Genomic DNA, 1006 nt, shown 5'->3' with positions numbered 1-1006 from the left:
ACCGGAACATGCACCAAACCTGCTCGCGCACAGGCAAGGAATCCGATCGCATAGGCGTCGGAGTTGGTTCCGTATGCCGCGACGCGGTCGCCGTGTTCGAGGCCCAGACCGAGCAAGTGGGCCGCGACCCGCGTCACCGCGTCGTCGAGTTCGCGGTAGGTGCGAGTGCGATCTTCGAAGACGACGGCTACGCGGTCGGGGTACTTGGCTGCCGAGCGCCGAAGCACTCCGTCGACGGTGTTGGTGCGTGGATCCAGGCTCATTCGCTCAGGTTATAGGACGTCCAACTAAACCGGAAGAGCGATCGTTACTTATTGCGCCATTCGGGCTTTCGCTTGTCCACGAAGGCCTGCATGCCTTCCTGAGCGTCGCAGGTCACGGCGTTGGTTGCCATCGTTTCCGCCATCGCCTCGTACGCCTGCGCTTGCGGCAGATCGATCTGGCGATAGAACGCCTGCTTACCGATCTTCACCGTCAAGGGGCTGGCCGTCGTGATCTTGGCGGCCAGTTCGCGCACCTGCCGGTCCAGTTCTCCGGGCGTGACGACGAAGTTCACCAGACCCCAGTCCGCAGCGGTGCCGGCGTCGATCGTCTGCCCGGTGAGCAACATCTGCATCGAGCGCTTGCGCCCTACTGCCCTGCTCAGCGCCACCATGGGCGTCGAGCAGAACAGTCCGATCTTGACGCCCGGCGTGCCGAAGACAGCATTCGACGCAGCAACAACCAGATCACACGACGCGGCCAGCTGACAGCCCGCCGCGATAGCCGGGCCCTGGACTGCGGCAATCACCGGCTGCGGAATCCGCTGTACGGTCTCCATCATCTCGGTACAGCCGTCGAAGATCGCCCGCTCGTCCTCGAGGGTTCTCCCGATCATCTCCGTCAGGTCGTGTCCGGCGGAGAACACCGGGCCTTCGGCGCGCACGATCACGACCCGCACGCGCTCGTCTACAGACAATTCGACAAGGGCAGCCGTCACCTCACGCATGGTCTCCGCCGTGAGCGG

2 protein-coding genes are annotated in these 1006 nt (G+C 64.1%); both read right to left on the bottom strand.

Features of this window, described 5'->3' with window-relative positions:
* Nucleotides 1-263 (bottom strand): AMP-binding protein (locus ABT116_RS50675; protein WP_351648713.1); only part of this gene is annotated, 263 nt, incomplete at its 3' end.
* Between the two features lie 44 nt (nucleotides 264-307).
* The coding region (locus ABT116_RS50670; protein WP_351648709.1) for an enoyl-CoA hydratase-related protein at nucleotides 308-1006 on the bottom strand (699 nt) is incomplete at its 5' end.

It is taken from the genome of Streptomyces sp. NPDC002130, from assembly GCF_040296465.1.
GTDB lineage: Bacteria > Actinomycetota > Actinomycetes > Streptomycetales > Streptomycetaceae > Streptomyces.
Note: the sequence above shows the minus strand (reverse complement) of the source record. Positions and strands in the feature narration are given on the sequence as shown.